The organism is Echinicola sp. 20G (assembly GCF_015533855.1).
Lineage (GTDB): Bacteria > Bacteroidota > Bacteroidia > Cytophagales > Cyclobacteriaceae > Echinicola.
On sequence record NZ_AP024154.1, the window covers coordinates 2,128,140 to 2,145,656 of the forward strand.

Here is a 17,517-nt window from a genome sequence, read left to right on the forward strand (position 1 = left end):
TATTTTCAGAAACTCTAGTTGTAAAAAGTAGTTTTTTTGACATTTTATTTCGTAAAGTTGTTTTTCGCATAATTAGAGGAAAGAAATATTCTGAAATTTAAAAATGAAAATTATTGGTATAGTTATTGAAATGCTTTTAACTAGGTTTTATAACTAATAAGTTATATACAAAAGTAAATGTAAAAGTTGCTTTTTTTTCTTGGTTTTAAACAATTTGAAGCTTCATGTATATTAAAAAATTCCAATTGTAACCGTTTAAAAAAAATATCTTTTCTACATTTGCCAACGTTTTTACCTTCAAAAGTTGGGTTGAATCCATTTAGTTAAAATGTTAGAGATATTGAATAAAGGTTTTAAGAAGGCAGTTCTGGGTATTGTTTTTTTGAGCTGTACGACTACGACAGTTCTTGCCCAAGCAAGAGAAGTGAGGATCACGGAAGAGGAGCTGGAAGAGCATGTTGCTTTTTTAACGTCGCCCAAAAATAAAGGGAGGTATCCAGGCTCAAGAGGAAACAAGCGCGTGGTCAAATATATAGAAAACAGTTTTGAGGAAGTTGGTGTAAAGTCTTTTGATGGAGAATATCTTCAGGAGTTTAAGGCAGAGCTTAGGGTAGCAAAGGGTGAAAACCCAAGAAATCCAGTTAAAACTTGGAATGTGGTTGGCTACATAGAAGGAAACGATCCCTACTTAAAAGATGAATATGTGGTGTTGGGTGCGCATTATGACCACTTAGGTTTAGGTGGCCCCTCTTCAAAAAAGCCTGGAGTTAAAGAAATCCATCCTGGAGCAGATGACAATGCCAGTGGTACTTCAGCATTATTGGAGATTGCTGAAAAGCTTGCGGGCAATAGGTTTATGCTTCGTAGAAGTGTGATTTTGGTAGCTTTTGGTGCAGAGGAACAAGGTCTGCTAGGATCGAAGTATTTTGTAGATAACCTGCCAGTGAAAAAGGAAAACATCAAGCTCATGATCAACATGGATATGGTGGGGCGCCTGAATCAAGAGGGACAAGTGTATATGGGGGGTGCAGGGACTTTTCCAGATGGTGTAGCGTTGATGAAAAAACTTGGAAGTGAGTTAGGCTTAAATCCAGTTGTCCATGCTGGAGAAGTAGGTGGCTCTGATCACGTGTCTTTTTATAGAGCAGGAATTTCGGTGATCGGAATGCATACCGGAGGTCATCCTCAATATCATAGGCCAGAAGATACTATCGATTTTATTAATTTCCCTGGAGAAAGAAAGGTAGCAGAATATGTTTACAGAACCATCATAAAAATCGGAGGAGAAGATTATGAAATGGAATTTATCAATCAAGATTGATTTGATTCCGATATAATTTTTTTAGTAAAATGAAGCCATAAGTTTCCCTACAAGTTTTTTAGTCAGTTGGCTTTTTTTGACATACTTAGATGATTTAGTCTAGTGATATATTTATAAATAGTTAAAATAGTTCACTAGCCAAACTTAGCTCATTGCAAAAGTTTAAGGCCAACCAATGCGGTACAGTTTTTTAAAATACAATATTTAATTTAAGCCATTGGCAGAAGTATTTTAAGAAATAATAGATATGACATTGATCCAAACTTTGCGATGGTATGGGCCCAGTGACCCAGTAAGTCTAAAAGATATAAAACAAGCAGGCGCAAGTGGAGTCGTTTCTGCCTTGCATCAAGTACCACATGGAAATGAATGGCCAGTTTCCCAAATCATAGAACGAAAGCATGCTATTGAGAAAGAGGGATTGAAGTGGTCAGTGGTGGAAAGCGTGCCCGTGCATGAGGCGATTAAGACAAAAAATAAGGACTGTGAGTTTTATTTAAATAATTACAAGAAAACCTTAAGAAACCTTTCTATTTGCGGTCTAAAGACTATTTGCTACAATTTTATGCCAGTTTTGGATTGGACAAGAACTGAATTGGCTTGGCCTTTGGGAAATGGAGCTAAGGCGCTATATCTGGACTGGGTAGATTTGGCTGTGTTTGATATGAAGGTTTTGAAAAGGTCTGGAGCATCATCTTTTTATCAATCAGCAGTGCTTGAGCAAGTGGAGGAAAGGTATGTCAAGATGTCTTCTGAACGACTTGCCGAACTTACAGAAATTATACTGATGGGAGTGCCAACAGAAGGGGGAGTTACATTGAATCAGCTTCGAGAAAGTATTGATATTTACAAATCGATAGGAAAAGAGGGGTTACAGGAAAATTTACGTCATTTTTTATCCAGTATTATGGAGGTATGTGAAGAAGAAAATATCCAAATGACCATTCATCCTGATGACCCACCATTTCCGATTTTGGGTTTGCCTAGGATTGCTTCAAGCAAGGAGGATCTGGAATACATTCTTCAAGCAGTAGACGAGCCCTTCAATGGAATATGTTTTTGTACTGGATCGCTTGGAGCTGGAAGCCATAATGACCTGCCTGAAATTCTGAATGCTGTTGGTAGTAGGGTCTATTTTGCACACCTCAGAAATGTTAAGAAGGACAATTTTGGCAACTTTTATGAATCTGATCATTTAGATGGTGATGTGGACATGTATGAGATCATGCGAAAACTCGTGGAGTTAAATGCAAATAGAGATCAGCCCATTACTTTTAGGCCAGATCATGGTCACCAAATGTTGGACGATTTAAATAAAATAAGTAATCCAGGATACTCTGCTATAGGAAGATTGAAGGGCCTGGCTGAGCTCAGGGGGCTAGAAATGGGGATAACAAGAGGGATACAAAAATGAAGTTTGATCAGTTATAAGTGATTTCATTGATGACGAATCTGTAGGACTTTTGTTTGCCCTGTCCAATGAAGTGGTTGGGAATTTAAAATGAAATTACCTTTAATTTCGGATTTTTATGTTATTCCTTTTCAAATATTAAAGTAAAATGATAATGAATATTACCTGACAAAAATAACCTTTCATGAACAAAAAAAAATATAAATACTTTCTGATTTCCTACCTTTTTTTAATTCATTCTCAACTTTTTGCCATACAAGTTTCTCCATATGAAGAAAGGGACTATTTTCCCTTGGTGTCAGATAGGGTTGCGGCGTTATTAGTGGAGGAAGAGGTAGAAGCAAGCGTTTTAAATTCCGTTAGAAATTTTCAAAAAGACGTAAAGGCGGTGACAGGAAAAGTTCCTGTTATTGTTCAGGGAGAGACTTTTAAGGTCAATTCCCCCGTGGTTCTTGTGGGGACTCTTGGAAAAAGCCCAACAATAGAAAAGTTAATAAAGTCAGGAAAATTGAATGTAGATGGAATTGATGGTAAATGGGAGGTTTTTCAGAAACAAGTGGTTAAAAAGCCATTTGCTGGAGTAGATGAGGCATTGGTTATTGTAGGGAGTGACCCTAGAGGTACCATCTTCGGAGTGTATGACCTTTCAGAAAAAATCGGCGTTGCCCCGTGGTATTGGTGGGCAGATGTACCTGTGAAACATCATGACGAGTTATATGTAGATAATCAATTGTTTACTAGTGCTGAGCCATCTGTAAAGTTTAGGGGGATATTTTTGAATGATGAGGACTGGGGACTTCAGCCTTGGGCGGCCAAGACTTTTGAACCTCAGACGGGAGATATCGGTCCTAAGACCTATGCCATGATTTTTGAATTACTGTTAAGGTTAAAAGCTAACTTTATTTGGCCTGCCATGCACCCAAGCACAAAAGCCTTCTTTAGCTACCCGGGCAATGCTCAAATGGCGAGAGATTATGGTATTGTGATAGGAACATCACACGCGGAGCCCATGTTAAGGAATAATGTAGATGAATGGAATCACGATGAGCATGGGGACTTTAATTACTTCACCAATCGAAATACGGTCTACAATTATTGGGATGAGCGAGTAAAAGAAAGTAAAGGCCTGGAAGCCATTTATACGGTGGGAATGAGAGGAGTGCATGATAGTGGCATGGAAGGTGCAAAAAGTACTGAGGAGGCTGTGAAAAACCTTGGGAAAGTCATTGCAGACCAACGTAAAATGCTCTCTAATCACATAGCAAAAGATGTCGTAAAAGTGCCACAAGCATTTACGGCATATAAGGAAGTGTTAGGGATTTATGATGCAGGCTTGGATTTGCCCGAGGATATTACTTTGGTTTGGCCGGATGATAACTACGGTTACATTCGAAGGCTCAGTGACTTTGAGGAGAGAAAAAGAGAAGGTGGTGCTGGAGTATATTATCATGCTTCATATTGGGGCCGCCCACATGATTACCTTTGGTTGAGTTCAACCCACCCTGCTTTGATCCGAGAGGAAATGATGAAAGCTTATGAACTGAATGCGAGGGATATTTGGGTAATGAATGTTGGAGATATTAAACCTTTAGAATATAATATCCAGTTATTTTTGGACATGGCATATAATGTGACTCCTTTCCAAACGGCCAGCTATGCGATGGGTCATATGGAGCAGTGGTATGCAAATATTTTCGAGGAACAGGGGACGGTAATTGGGGGAATGATGAAGGATTATTATCAATTGTCATTTGAGAGACGGCCAGAGTTCATGGGGTGGAGCCAAACTGAACCAACTACCTCTGTGCGGGAAATTGATTACAGCCCATTTCAGGGAGGGGATGAGATAGATTTGAGATTGAAATCCTTTCAAGCATTGGAAGATAAGTTAGTCAGTTTGAAGGAAGAAATAGATGAAGTATATTTTCCTGCCTTTTATCAGTTGGTCTATTATCCTGTGAAAGGTGCCTCGCTGATCAATAAGAAATTTTTGTTTCGACAAAAAGCAATTAAGTACCATGAAGAAGGTCGCTTGTCAGCCGTTACTTATAAAGAAAAAAGTCATCTAGCTTATAGAGCCATTAAGCAAGAAACAGAATTTTATAATAACCAATTACTTGCTGGAAAATGGAAATACATGATGGATGATGCGCCTAGGAGATTACCAGTATATCAAGATACAGAAATATCATTTGAGAGTCAGCCAAGTTCTAACAGTCCAGTAGGTATAAGTATTGAGCAAACAACAGGATTGACTGATACCTTGCCCGTTTTTAATTCGATGACAAAAAGAAAACATTTTTTTGATGTTTTCCTGAAAGCTGAAGAGGTGGTGTCTTGGGCAGTGGTTTCAAAGCCTGATTATATTATTTTAGACCATTCAAGCGGAACATTATCTCCTGGACAAATCAAAGAGGAAAGGGTCTGGGTAAGTGTGAATTGGGAAAAGTTCCCAAATACTACTTTAAAACAGCAAGGAGAAATAGTTGTTCAAGCCAAGGAACAAACTTTTTCAATACCAGTAGTGATCGATGAGCCAAAATTGCCAAACGGTGTTCGCTTTGTTGCTGATAATGGACAAGTCGTGATTTATGCAGAAAATTATGACCATCAATTTTCAAATAACAAACAAAAATGGCAAACAGTAGAAGGTCTTGGACATAGTGGCGCTGTGATGGCTTCAATGGATCTGAAGCAAAGTAGTGTGACTGATAAAATTGAAGCCCAATCGTCTATGACATACGCTTTTTATGTAGCAGAGGATTTTGATAATGCTTATGTTACATTTCAAGCATTACCTACCCACCCCGTGACCAGTGAAAATGGTTTAAGGCTAGGGTATTCGGTTAATGGAGAGACTGCCAAGACTGTGGATTTTGAAACCCAAGGCAGAAGTGAGGAGTGGAAACAGAATGTCCTCCGAAATAAGGCCATCAAAACGGTAGGGGGAATTTCACTTCATAAAGGTGTGAATACCTTGACCATTTATTGGGTTGATCCTGGTGTTTTGTTGGATGTTCTTATGGTGGATCTTATTGAACCGACGACCCCTTACCTTCTTCCGAGAGAAACAAAGAAAGCGGAATAGTTTTAGTTAGGCCATGGCTTTGCAGCATTAATTTACAAGTGTCAATAGGGTCGTTTTAACGGATTTGAAAAATTAGGTATTTACTGTTTTAAGAACTTCACCAAAGGTGTGCTCATAAAACAGTGTGTGGATGTAGGGATTCAATAAAATCTATTTATGAAAATCAATCATAAATATTTTCATCTTTACATTCCTTTGGCGATGACGATATTTTCCAAAAAAAACAATAACTTATCCGCCAATTTGAAATCAATAAGAACCATTAAACCTGATTAGAAAAAATGACCTTTAACACTTTAGACCTCGTTGTCTTCGTGGCCTACTGTCTTTTGATCATCACTTTGGGGATCGTCGTATCCCGTGAGAAAAAAGGCCATGTCAAAGATTCCAAAGATTATTTTCTTGCAAGTAAAGCTTTGCCCTGGTGGGCAGTAGGAGCTTCTTTGATTGCTTCCAATATTTCAGCAGAGCAGTTTATCGGAATGTCCGGGTCAGGTTTTGCCCTTGGACTTGCGATATCTACCTACGAATGGATGGCAGCAGCTACACTTTTAGTCGTAGCCATATTTTTTCTTCCGATTTATCTTAAGGAAGGCATTTATACAATGCCGCAGTTCTTGAACAGAAGATATGATGGGAGAGTAAGGACCGTAATGGCTGTGTTTTGGTTGCTCATTTATGTGTTTGTCAATCTTACCTCTGTATTGTATCTGGGTGCATTGAGTTTAGAGACCATTATGGGCGTGCCACTTCAGTATGGGATCTTTGGTTTGGCGATGTTTGCTATGGTTTATTCCATTTATGGAGGACTAAAAGCAGTGGCGTGGACAGATGTAGTCCAAGTAGTGTTCTTGGTAGCTGGAGGTTTGGCAACTACCTATTTGGCGCTTTCCATTGTTGGAGATGGCGATGTATGGGCTGGGCTGGGCCAGTTAAGACAAGCGGCTCCTTCCCATTTTTCTATGATTATCGAAAAAGGTGAAATGATGATTCCTGATGGTACTGGTGGTGTAAAAGACGCCTATTTGGATTTGCCCGGAATCAGTGTTTTGATTGGTGGAATGTGGATCATCAACCTAAACTATTGGGGATGTAACCAATATATTACGCAGCGAGCGCTAGCAGCTAAGAGCTTAAATGAAGCCCAGACAGGGATGATTTTTGCCGGTTTCTTAAAACTTTTGATGCCTTTGATTGTGGTAATTCCGGGTATTGCTGCTTATGTGATTATCCAGCAAGGTGCAGATCCTTCTTTTGTAGATTCCATGACTGATACGGTTACCGGTTTGCCAAAATCCGATAGAGCCTATCCAACTTTATTGCAGTTGTTGCCTCCGGGTTTGAAAGGTTTGGCCTTTGCGGCGTTGACTGCGGCCATTGTATCTTCCTTAGCATCCATGGCCAACAGTACTTCTACGATCTTTACCATTGATATCTATAGAGAGTTTATCAATAAGAATGTTTCAGAATCCAAGCAAGTGACCATCGGACGAATCACGGCTGTAGTGGCCTTTGTGGTAGCAGCAATTGTGGCACCACAATTAAGACAGCTGGATCAGGCTTTCCAATATATCCAAGAGTACACCGGGTTTGTGTCTCCAGGTGTATTTGCCATCTTCATCTTTGGGTTCTTCTGGAAAAAGACCACTTCCAATGCCGCTTTGACCGCGGCAGTGTTGACCATTCCATTGTCAGCAGCCTTTAAGTTTATTACTCCGAACCTGCCATTTATCGATCGAATGGGCGTGGTATTCCTGGTACTATCTGTTTTGATCATCATCATCAGCTTGGTGGAAGGAAAAGGAAGTGATAGCCAAAAAGCCATCAAAGTGGACAAAGAGCTTTTTGCCACCAGTACGAGTTTCAAAATTGGAGCAGTGCTGATCTGTGGTATTTTAGCAGCACTCTATACCGTTTTCTGGTAAATCAACTAAAAAGTGAAATAAAACAAAAAAGCAGCCCAATTGGGTTGCTTTTTTGTTGATTGTCAGGGTTCTACAGAGATTTTTTTTGCTAATGCCTTCTACGGAGGATTTTAAAAAACAAATAGGAATACTTTATTCCCGATAAATTTCCGCCCTATAGGCTGAAGGGGTTACGTTTTTTATTTCTTTAAACTGACGGTTAAAGTTGGTGATGTTTCTGTAGCCACATTCATGGAAAATCTGTGAAACAAAAAGGTTCTTGTCCTTAAGCAATTTGCAAGCATGGGCAATACGGATTTCTTTAAGGAACTTGGAATAAGATTTTTTGGTGTTCAGCTTGAAGAAGCGGCGAAAATTGGAAGTGCTCATTTTTGCCATATTGGCCACCTCCTCGACCTTGATATTTTCTTTGAAATGCGTAAATGTATACTCCATGATTTCATCGATAATACCTTTGGCATCGAAAGTATTAATGTGTTCGTTGGTCAGTATTTGATTTTCAGTTCGGGTGCTAATGGTGTCCAAAACCTGCAGTAATATTCCCATATGTTCAAAGCCTTCAGCACTAACCAGCTGCTCTACCTTAGGGATAAGGCCATCTTGGTTTTTGTAATTAATACTGAAACCTTGGTTTTGCTTGATAAACTTAAGGATTTGACTGAGTTCGGGCATTTTTAAAAAAGTACTTCCGAAAATTTCTTGGTCAAACTGAATGACCACCACTTTACAAAAAAGCTCCTCATTGGCTTTTCGAAACCAGTGGGGAACATTGGAGCCAATGTAGAATAGATCACCTTTTGCAAACTCCCCCACATAGTCACCAATAATGGCCGTGCCGAAGCCTTCCTTGATCAGAAGGATTTCGTTTTCCACATGCCTGTGCCAAGGTGTTTCGAACAAAGGAGTGCTCAAAGTGATCGATACAAAAGATTTAAATTCTTGACGCGGAAGTTTCTGGACTATAGGTTTCATTACATCTTGAGGCTGCTTATCTCCGATTGATGGCAATTTACTAAAAATGATACTCTTTGCTTATATTATTTGATCAAAGAGTATTATGATTTAATCGAATAGTGTAAGAAGGTTCTTTTTTTTTGGTCGAAATTTGTTAAAAGTGATGATTTGAATTTGCTTTAAAAGTATTGTTAAGAACAAAGCCCAAAATAATTCATGCGACAATTATTGATCGGATATGATATCGGAAGTTCATCCGTAAAAACTACTTTGTTGGATGCCGATTCCGGAAAAGTGGTGGCTTCAGAAGGCCAACCCAAAATAGAAATGCCCATTGATTCTCCTCAAAAAGATTGGGCAGAACAAGATCCCTTGATGTGGTGGAAATACGTGGTGGAAACCACTCAGGGCGTCCTTGCCAAAGGAGCAGTAAAAAATGGTGAAGTCAAGGGGATTGGCATCTCCTATCAAATGCACGGCTTGGTCCTGGTGGACAAGGATCAAGAAGTTATCAGGCCTTCCATTATTTGGTGTGACAGTAGGGCTGTTTCCTTTGGGAATAGCGCTTTTGATGCGTTGGGGCCTGACTTTTGCCTGAGTAATCTATTGAATTCTCCTGGAAACTTTACCGCGTCAAAACTAAAGTGGGTAAAGGAAAATGAACCAGAGAACTATGCTAAAATACACAAGGTTATGTTGCCGGGTGATTTTATTGCCATGAAGCTTACCGGGGAGATCTTTACGAGCGAGTCTGGCCTTTCCGAAGGGATTTTTTGGGATTTTAAGAAAGGTGGGGTGAGTGATGAATTATTGGCACATTATGGTATAGACCATGATCTTTTGGCGGAGGCTGTTCCTTCTTTCGCAGAAGCAGGAAATGTTATTGAACAGGCATCCCAACTGACCGGTTTGGAAATCGGTATTCCTGTCACCTATCGGGCCGGTGATCAGCCTAATAATGCTTTTTCTCTTAACGTTTTGGAAGCTGGAGAACTGGCCACCACAGCGGGGACTTCAGGAACAGTTTATGGAGTAAGTAATAAACCTGTTTTTGACCCTCAATCCAGGGTAAACACATTTTTACATGTCAATCACCATAAGGAAAATCCTCATTTGGGAGTTTTGCTGTGTGTTAATGGTACGGGGATTCTGAACAGCTGGCTTAAGAAACTGTTGGGAGGTGAAGAGATTTCTTATGATAAGATGAATGATTTGGCATCCCAAGTTCCGGTAGGAGCAGAGGGTTTAAGTTTTATCCCTTTTGGAAATGGTGTTGAAAGAATTATGGAAAATCAGATGGTTGGAGCTCATATGAGTGGGCTGAACTTGTTGAAACATGATAGGCGCCATGTGCTAAGAGCAGGGCAGGAGGGGATTGTGAGTGCTCTTACTTTTGGATTTGATATTATGAAGAATATGGGACTTACTCTAAATACGGTTAAGGCTGGCCGTGCCAATATGTTCCTGAGTCCAATGTTTAGGGAGGCTTTTGTCAATATGAATGAGGTCAGTCTGGAGTTTTATGATACCGATGGATCACAAGGGGCCGCGCGGGGAGCAGGGGTAGCTGCAGGGATTTTTGCTTCACCAAAAGATGCTTTTGTAGGTTTGGAGAAAGTAGCTTCATTCGATCCAACCCCAAATCTTGTAAAGGCTTACAAAGAAGTCTATGAAAGGTGGAATGAAAATTTAAAGAAAGTTCGTTGAGGGTGTTGCCACAAATGGTCGAGCGGAGATTAGAGAGAATAATGAGGTGTAAAAGAATAAAATCCTTTGCGTATATCCGCGCTACCAGCTAGAGTAAATTTAAGTAAATCTAAATAACCAATAATTAAATATATCATGTCAAAGACCTATTTTCCAGGAATAGAAAAAATCAAATTTGAAGGTAGAGATTCAAAGAATCCATTTGCCTTTAAGTTTTATGATGAGACCAAAGTCGTGGCCGGAAAGACCATGAAGGAACATTTTAAGTTTGCCATTGCCTATTGGCATTCTTTCAATGCTACTGGTGGAGACCCTTTTGGACCAGGTACCAAGACCTTTGAATGGGATAAATCAGAAGATGCTGTTCAACGTGCCAAGGACAAGATGGATGCAGCTTTTGAGTTCATTACCAAGATAGGGGCTCCATATTATTGTTTCCATGATGTGGATTTGATCGATGAGGGAGCCACTATTGAAGAGTATGAGGAGCGAATGAAAATTATCACTGCCTATGCTAAGGAGAAGCAAGCAGAAACTGGTGTGAAGCTTCTTTGGGGTACAGCCAACGTTTTCAGCAACCCTCGCTATATGAATGGCGCTTCCACTAACCCTGATTTTAATGTAGTGTCATGGGCTGCTACTCAGGTCAAAAACTCTATTGATGCTACTATTGCCTTAGGCGGTGAAAATTATGTGTTCTGGGGCGGTAGGGAAGGTTATATGTCCTTGCTCAATACCGATATGAAAAGGGAGACGGAACACCTGGCCCAGTTTTTAACTATGGCTCGGGATTATGGTCGCAAGCAAGGCTTTAAAGGCAACTTCCTGATAGAGCCTAAGCCAATGGAGCCCACCAAGCACCAATATGATTATGATGCAGCGACCGTTATTGGTTTTTTGAGACATTATGGTTTGGAGAAGGACTTTAAGTTGAATTTGGAAGTTAACCATGCCACATTGGCGGGGCATACTTTCCAGCATGAACTTCAAGTAGCCGCTGATGCAGGGCTATTGGGGAGTATTGATGCCAATAGGGGAGATTACCAAAATGGTTGGGATACGGATCAGTTTGCTTTGAACCTTCAGGAGTTGACCGAGTCGTTGCTAGTGATTTTGGAAGCAGGTGGTTTGCAAGGTGGTGGAGTGAACTTTGATGCAAAGCTAAGAAGGAACTCAACAGACCTAGAAGACCTTTTCCATGCGCATATTGGCAGCATGGATGCATTTGCCAGAGCTTTAGTGATTGCCAATGACATCTTGGAAAACTCACCATATAAGAAATGGAGAAAGGATCGTTATGCTTCTTTTGATTCGGGTAAAGGTAAAGAGTTTGAAACTGGTAAATTAACCTTGGAAGACCTTAGGTCACATGCTGTTGAAACCGGTGAGCCTGCTTCCTCCAGCGGTAAGCAAGAGATGTATGAAAATATCTTGAATCAATATATTTAACCCAAACATCAAGAAGAAGAAAAGCCCTCAACTTTCTAAGTTGAGGGCTTCTTTGATTCTAGGGTGAATAGCAAACTTTGACTTTGTATTTTATTTCATTTTTTTCATGGGAATAATGGTCTCAATGCTGCCATCGGGAAGGTGGCTTAGCTTGGTCATTTTTATGTTTCTCAAATGCGTTTTCCCGGAAAGCTCTGTGTCGTGGTAAAAAATATACCATTCACCCTTGGCTTCTATAATGGAGTGGTGGTTAGTCCAGCCCTGTACTGGTTTTAGAATCACACCTTGATAAGTAAACGGACCGTATGGGCTGTCTCCGATGGCGTAAGCAATATTATGGGTATCCCCTGTGGAATAGGAAAAGTAGTATTTACCTTGGTATTTGTGTAGCCAAGCAGCCTCAAAGAACCTTCTCTCATGATCACCAGCTTTGATAGGTTCTCCTTCTTGATCGAGAATTAAAATATCTTTTGGAGCTTCTCCGAATTGGAGCATATCATCACTGAGCTTGGCTACCTTTGGCGCAATGGCCGGCTCCTCATTAGCCGGTTCATCCGCATAAGGGCTGGTTCCAGTAGATAGGTATTTTCCTGTTCTCCATTTTTGGAGTTGGCCACCCCAGATACCACCCCAATAGATGTAATGCTGGCCATCACTATCCTCGAACACGGCAGGGTCAATGCTAAAGCTGTTTTTGATTGGCTCAGGTTCTGCTTTAAATGGTCCCGATGGGCTTTCGGAAGTGGCTACGCCAAGTCTGAATATATCCTCTTGATCTTTAGCAGGAAAGTAGAGGTAATATTTTCCATTCTTTTCTGCAGCATCAGGAGCCCATAATTGTCTTTTGGCCCAAGGAATGTCTTTTATGTCCAATACTTTTCCATGATCAATTATTTCTGACGTAGAAGATTCCATAGAGTAAACATGATAATCCATCATGTTGAAATGCGCTCCAGAATCATCTTCTTCCACAGTAGTCTCTACATCATGTGATGGATAGATATAGATTTTGTTTTCAAAGACATGCGCAGATGGATCTGCGGTGTAGTGATCGGAGATAAGGGGAGAGGAAAGAAAGGTTATACTATCTTGCTTTGGTGCTTCAGGAATGGATGCAATATCCTTATCCTCATTGGAACCTTGATTTGAATTGGATTGACAGCAAAGTAAGATCAGCGCTGCGCCGCTAATCAAAAAGGTTGATTTTAATTTTAGAGCAAATAGATGCATTGTAGGTTATTTAGGTTTAGGAAGTATTTCACCTAAAATACAAAAAAAAAGCAGGTAGTGTTTGAATTGAAGCGTCAAAAGGCGGCCTCTTAAGAAGGTCGCCTTTTGACGTATTTATAGAAGCTTACCTATTATTTTTCATTTAATAGATAATAGGAATCACTCCATTTTAGCTCATTTTGGATGCCCCTGATGGTGGTATCTTTGTCAATGTTTACACTTTCTATACCTGCCATGGTGGCAAAATCATTGAGATGTTCTGAAGTCAAACTTTGACTGAAACAAGTATGGTGGGCTCCTCCTGCCAAGATCCATGCAGCACAGCCAGTTTTCATATCAGGTAGTGGCTTCCACATCACTCTTGCCACAGGAAGTTTAGGAAGGTCTTTAAGAGGAGCAACTCCTTCTACATCATTTACAATCAACCTGAAGCGGTTGCCCATGTCCACGATGGAAGCATTTAATCCTGCTCCATCTATGCCATTAAATACCAACCTTACCGGGTCTTCTTTGCCACCAATTCCTAAAGGATGTACTTCGCAGGATGGTTTGCCTGCAGCTAAGGTAGGATCTACCTCCAACATATGTGATCCCAATACCAAACTGTTTTTTGGATCAAAATGATAAGTGTAATCTTCCATAAAGGCATTTCCACCTTTTAGGCCACTGCCTATTACTTTCATGGCCCTCACCAAAGCGGCTGTTTTCCAATCTCCTTCTCCTGCATAGCCATAACCGTCAGCCATCAAACGTTGGGTTGCAATACCAGGCAGTTGCTTCATGCCATGAAGATCCTCAAAGGTGTTGGAGAAGCCTTTAAATCCACCTTCTTCCAGAAAGGTTCTCATACCAACTTCAATTTTAGCAGCGTCCAAAAGTGATTGTCTTTTGGCTCCACCGGACTTGAGGTCAGCAGTGAGGTTGTAGCTGGCTTCATATTCTTCAACTAGTGCTTTCAATTGAGCATCAGTGACTGCGTTAATCTTTTCAACCAAATCACCCACTGCATAGGTGTTGACGGAGAAACCAAATTTCAGCTCGGCCTCTACTTTGTCACCATCTGTTACTGCCACATAGCGCATGTTGTCCCCAAACCGGGCAAATTTAGCACCTTGCCAATCATGCCAACCACTGGCAGCCCTTGCCCATACATCTATTTGTTGGTGAACCTCTTCATCTTTCCAGTGTCCTACAACTACCTTTCGGTTGATCTTCATGCGAGCGGTCATAAAGCCGAACTCACGGTCACCATGGGCACTTTGGTTCAGGTTCATGAAATCCATATCGATGGAGTTCCATGGAATATCCTGATTGTATTGTGTATGAAGGTGTAATAATGGTTTTTGAAGGATTTTTAAACCATTGATCCACATTTTAGCGGGAGAAAAAGTATGCATCCATGTTACCAGGCCAATGCAGTTTGGCGCTTGATTGGCTTCCTGTACAATGGCATATATTTCTTCTGTTGTTTTTACGACAGGTTTAAATACCGTGCTTACGGCAATTTGGGGTGAATTGTTGAGTTCTTGAGCAATGATTTCAGCATGCTCAGCCACCTGACGGAGTGTTTCTTCTCCATAAAGGTGCTGGCTCCCGGTGATAAACCAAACCTCGTTTTCTTTTAAATTTTTCATATCTCTTTCTAATTATTCTTTCTCAAAGTTGTGCTTACATCCAGAAGAAGTAGTAAAGCAATCCGACGATTAATGTTATACCGGCTGCACCAAGGTTAAAAGGGGTGGTGGTCTTGAACAAAGCTGGATCTACATTAAATGATTTTGGATCTGCAGTTTCCATTTTGACATTCGTATACAAGATTACTCCGAGCATTACAAATAAGACTGCCAACATAAAGATAGCTTCAATGCCCAAATAAGCGTAGCTATTGAATAAACCGAAGCCAATGGCAGCACAAACGATACCTAAAATGATAAAGAAGTAACTTGAAGCTACCGTCTTAGCGGCTTGTTTCCCTGATTTGTGGTCAGGATTAATAAAGCTCTTTTTCTCGGAGAAACTGATCAAAGAGGCGATAAAGCAAAGAATTATAAATACATAGCCCATTCTAAGGATGAAAGGCATTTCTGGATAAAAGACTTTAAAGACAATACCTGCAGGTATGGTTGCTATGGCTGTCCAAAGGGCTGCATTGGCTGTAGCTTGTCGCCAAAGTAGTCCCATGCCAAAAACAACTACCACGCCAGGATATATATAGCCGGTGTATTCTTGGATGTATTGGAATACCTGGTCTAAAGAAGCAAGCTGAGGTGCTACCAACATAGCAATGAGCAATGCTACAACAGCTACGATTCTGCCTGTTCTTACCAATTCATGGTTGTTGGCCTTGGGCTTAAAATAAACCTTATAAATATCCATGGTAAAAATGGTCGAGGTACTGTTGATCATGGAGGCCAAGGAAGAGACAATGGCAGCTGCTAGGGCGGCAAAAGCCAAACCTCTTATTCCATTGGGGATAAAATTCCTTAAGAGCCATGGATAGGCTTCATCCGATTTTTGGATAGTACCAATGTGCTCAATTGGAAGGTTCAGAATTGTAGATAATTGTTCAGGGGTATAATCATTGATCAGCACATAAGCTGCAATGCCAGGAATGACTACAATTATAGGCATAAGAAGCTTTAGGTAACCTGCAAATAACAAACCTTTTTTAGCTTCATCTATACTTTTGGCAGCAAGGCCTTTTTGGATAATGTACTGGTTGAAGCCCCAGTAACCAAGGTTTGTAAGCCACATACCTCCAAGAATAACAGCAAGTCCGGGAAGGTCTTGGAAAGCATCTCGGCTTCCCCCGACGCCATCAGGTACCATGACTCTACCCTGGGGCATGATCATGACAAAGTGGTCTTTGGCATCTCGATACAAGTTGCCAATACCCGCAATGACACCATCTCCCATACCTACAGCATCTAATGCCAGAAATGTAGTAATCAAACCGCCTGCTACAAGAATCACCACTTGAACCACATCTGTCCAAGCCACCGCTTCCAGACCTCCGTAAATAGAATAGATACCTGAGAATATCAATAGCCCGATAATACCATATTGCAAGGGGATTCCCATGATTTTGTCCAAAGCCAATGCCCCTAGATAACTTACTGAAGTCAGGTTTACGAATACATATACTAGAAGCCAAAAGACAGCAAATGCTGTACTTACACCCTTGTTGAATCTTTCGCTCAGAAACTGAGGCATGGTGTAAACCCCATGCTGAAGGAAGATAGGGAGGAAGTATTTGGCAACGATAATGAGTGCAATACCAGCTATCCATTCATAGGCTGATATTCCAAGGCCAATGGCAAAGCCCGAACCCGAAGTGCCGATGAAATGTTCTGCGGAAATGTTGGCTGCGATAAGCGAGGCGCCCACGGCCCACCAAGTGAGTGATTTGTCAGCCAGAAAGTATTCCTGAGCTGTTTTTTCCAAACCTTTTTTTGATCTGGAAACCCATAAGCCTACAGAAACAATGGCTATGGCGTAGAGTATGAAAATAACATAATCTAAAGTAGAAAAACCTGCAGTCATGATATGATATTGAGGGTTTATGTTAGGTGTATTGCCGGAGCAATTCCAATATAAATTTTATTTAAGTGTCATATTTACACCTAAAAAATCAGAAAAAAAAATAATGAGCAAAAAATTACTCATTAACACCGGGCATTTCATTTCGAGGGATGAAATTCAAAACGGTTTGAAATTGATCTTTATAGGTGGACTCATTAATGCTGTAATAGAATGCACCCTTTTTCGAACTGGTTTTGTCCTTATCGTTTTCCTTGATCAACATATTGGTGGAGAGTACTTTTCTAGTAAAGTTTCTCTTATCAATTTTAGTTTCGTACAAACTTTCATACATAGCTTGTAAGTGGGGAAGGGTAAACTTCTTGGGTAGCAACTCAAACAAGATAGGGTGAAGGGCTGCTTTGTACCTGAGCCTTGTTTTGGCCATTTCTACCATTTCTTCATGGTCAAAAATAAGGTGGGGCAATTCATTCATGCTGAACCAGTGAGCATGGAATGTATCGCTGATCTGTTTTTCATACTTATGAATATCGATCAAGGCAACATAGGCCACGGCAATGGTTCTTTCTACAGGATCACGATCAGGTCTGCTAAAAGTATGCATTTGTTCCATGTAGACATCTTCCAGGCCGGTCAGCTGTTTAAGAATTCTGTTGGCAGCATCATCAAGTGATTCTGTAGGCTGAAGGAACCCTCCCATAAGACTCCATTTTTCCTTTTCTGGTGCAAAGCCTCTTTGTATTAAAAGTAGCTTGTAATCTGAACCATCAAAGCCGAAAATAATACAATCAATGGCTGTAAGAATCCTGGTTTGATTAGAATATTTGATCATAGTTGTCGGAGTAATAAATCGTCTCTAATGGGCTAAAAAGCTGAATTGAATAGTAAGTGA

The 17,517-nt window shown here is 40.5% G+C and carries 11 protein-coding genes; 6 read left to right on the top strand and 5 right to left on the bottom strand.

Annotation, left to right across the window (positions count from 1 at the left end; translation table 11 throughout):
* Positions 1-328 precede the first annotated feature (328 nt).
* The 4 genes from JL001_RS09250 (at position 329) to JL001_RS09265 (ending at position 7,745) form a co-directional block, all read left to right on the top strand.
* A complete protein-coding gene (locus JL001_RS09250; RefSeq protein ID WP_200975813.1) occupies positions 329-1,321 on the top strand; it encodes a M28 family metallopeptidase in 993 nt (330 codons plus the stop codon).
* A gap of 247 nt (positions 1,322-1,568) precedes the next feature.
* A complete protein-coding gene (uxuA, locus tag JL001_RS09255) occupies positions 1,569-2,735 on the top strand; it encodes a mannonate dehydratase (RefSeq protein WP_200975814.1) in 1,167 nt (388 codons plus the stop codon).
* Positions 2,736-2,916: 181 nt separating this feature from the next.
* The gene (locus JL001_RS09260; protein ID WP_200975815.1) at positions 2,917-5,820 is read left to right on the top strand and encodes a glycosyl hydrolase 115 family protein; all 2,904 of its coding nucleotides are present in this window, start codon (positions 2,917-2,919) and stop codon (positions 5,818-5,820) included.
* 281 nt (positions 5,821-6,101) lie between these two features.
* Positions 6,102-7,745: a sodium/sugar symporter gene (locus JL001_RS09265; RefSeq protein ID WP_200975816.1), complete on the top strand. Its 1,644-nt coding sequence runs from the start codon at positions 6,102-6,104 to the stop codon at positions 7,743-7,745.
* A gap of 132 nt (positions 7,746-7,877) precedes the next feature.
* Here JL001_RS09265 and JL001_RS09270 read toward each other — a convergent pair whose 3' ends face one another.
* Positions 7,878-8,717: an AraC family transcriptional regulator gene (locus tag JL001_RS09270; RefSeq protein WP_200975817.1), complete on the bottom strand. Its 840-nt coding sequence runs from the start codon at positions 8,715-8,717 to the stop codon at positions 7,878-7,880.
* Positions 8,718-8,915: 198 nt separating this feature from the next.
* Between JL001_RS09270 and JL001_RS09275 the strand changes: the two genes are divergently transcribed.
* Both JL001_RS09275 and xylA read left to right on the top strand, forming a co-directional pair.
* Positions 8,916-10,406 carry a xylulokinase gene (locus JL001_RS09275; RefSeq protein ID WP_200975818.1) on the top strand — a complete coding sequence of 497 codons (1,491 nt, stop codon included), beginning with the start codon at positions 8,916-8,918 and terminating at the stop codon, positions 10,404-10,406.
* Between the two features lie 135 nt (positions 10,407-10,541).
* Positions 10,542-11,855, top strand: a complete 1,314-nt coding sequence (gene xylA / locus JL001_RS09280) for a xylose isomerase (RefSeq protein ID WP_200975819.1) — start codon at positions 10,542-10,544, stop codon at positions 11,853-11,855.
* A gap of 90 nt (positions 11,856-11,945) precedes the next feature.
* Here the strand turns inward: xylA and JL001_RS09285 are convergent, their stop codons facing one another.
* The 4 genes from JL001_RS09285 to JL001_RS09300 form a co-directional block, all read right to left on the bottom strand.
* Positions 11,946-13,049: a glycoside hydrolase family 43 protein gene (locus tag JL001_RS09285; RefSeq protein ID WP_370567360.1), complete on the bottom strand. Its 1,104-nt coding sequence runs from the start codon at positions 13,047-13,049 to the stop codon at positions 11,946-11,948.
* Positions 13,050-13,216: 167 nt separating this feature from the next.
* On the bottom strand, positions 13,217-14,719 hold the full coding sequence (araA, locus tag JL001_RS09290) for an L-arabinose isomerase (protein WP_200975821.1): 1,503 nt from the start codon (positions 14,717-14,719) through the stop codon (positions 13,217-13,219).
* Between the two features lie 34 nt (positions 14,720-14,753).
* Positions 14,754-16,628: a sodium/sugar symporter gene (locus JL001_RS09295; protein WP_200975822.1), complete on the bottom strand. Its 1,875-nt coding sequence runs from the start codon at positions 16,626-16,628 to the stop codon at positions 14,754-14,756.
* Between the two features lie 115 nt (positions 16,629-16,743).
* Positions 16,744-17,457, bottom strand: a complete 714-nt coding sequence (locus JL001_RS09300) for an NUDIX domain-containing protein (protein WP_200975823.1) — start codon at positions 17,455-17,457, stop codon at positions 16,744-16,746.
* Positions 17,458-17,517: the final 60 nt, after the last annotated feature.

Coding starts and splice junctions, on each gene's coding strand:
- JL001_RS09250 (WP_200975813.1), top strand. CDS start 329: ATGTTAGAGATATTGAATAAAGGTTTTAAGAAGGCAGTTCTGGGTATT.
- uxuA (WP_200975814.1), top strand. CDS start 1,569: ATGACATTGATCCAAACTTTGCGATGGTATGGGCCCAGTGACCCAGTA.
- JL001_RS09260 (WP_200975815.1), top strand. CDS start 2,917: ATGAACAAAAAAAAATATAAATACTTTCTGATTTCCTACCTTTTTTTA.
- JL001_RS09265 (WP_200975816.1), top strand. CDS start 6,102: ATGACCTTTAACACTTTAGACCTCGTTGTCTTCGTGGCCTACTGTCTT.
- JL001_RS09270 (WP_200975817.1), bottom strand. CDS start 8,717: ATGAAACCTATAGTCCAGAAACTTCCGCGTCAAGAATTTAAATCTTTT.
- JL001_RS09275 (WP_200975818.1), top strand. CDS start 8,916: ATGCGACAATTATTGATCGGATATGATATCGGAAGTTCATCCGTAAAA.
- xylA (WP_200975819.1), top strand. CDS start 10,542: ATGTCAAAGACCTATTTTCCAGGAATAGAAAAAATCAAATTTGAAGGT.
- araA (WP_200975821.1), bottom strand. CDS start 14,719: ATGAAAAATTTAAAAGAAAACGAGGTTTGGTTTATCACCGGGAGCCAG.
- JL001_RS09295 (WP_200975822.1), bottom strand. CDS start 16,628: ATGACTGCAGGTTTTTCTACTTTAGATTATGTTATTTTCATACTCTAC.
- JL001_RS09300 (WP_200975823.1), bottom strand. CDS start 17,457: ATGATCAAATATTCTAATCAAACCAGGATTCTTACAGCCATTGATTGT.